Origin of the sequence: Pectobacterium sp. 1950-15, from assembly GCF_037136835.1 — a bacterium.
Classification (GTDB): domain Bacteria; phylum Pseudomonadota; class Gammaproteobacteria; order Enterobacterales; family Enterobacteriaceae; genus Pectobacterium.
This window is the reverse complement of record NZ_JBBBQR010000053.1, coordinates 1-325: the sequence shown is the minus strand read 5'-3', so window position 1 is coordinate 325 and position 325 is coordinate 1. Positions and strand designations below refer to the sequence as shown.

Here is a 325-nt window from a genome sequence, read left to right as displayed (position 1 = left end):
ACGAGCAGAAATACCTTAATAGGCTTGTAGCTCAGGTGGTTAGAGCGCACCCCTGATAAGGGTGAGGTCGGTGGTTCAAGTCCACTCAGGCCTACCAACTCTTCCGTGAGTGGTATGTAAGGTATCTGTAAGCAACGATGGGGCTATAGCTCAGCTGGGAGAGCGCCTGCTTTGCACGCAGGAGGTCTGCGGTTCGATCCCGCATAGCTCCACCATTAAAAAGACTTCAGAGCGTATTGGAAACAGTATGCTGCGAAGTATTTTGCTCTTTAACAATCTGGAACAAGCTGAAAATTGAAACATGACAGCTGAACGAGCGTGGTGC

Annotated in this window: 2 tRNA genes; both read left to right on the top strand. The window is 49.5% G+C overall.

Going from position 1 to position 325, the window contains the following annotated elements:
- Positions 1-20 precede the first annotated feature (20 nt).
- Positions 21-97, top strand: a tRNA-Ile gene (locus WCT94_RS20750).
- A gap of 42 nt (positions 98-139) precedes the next feature.
- Positions 140-215: transfer RNA gene (locus WCT94_RS20745), tRNA-Ala, on the top strand.
- Positions 216-325 lie beyond the last annotated feature (110 nt).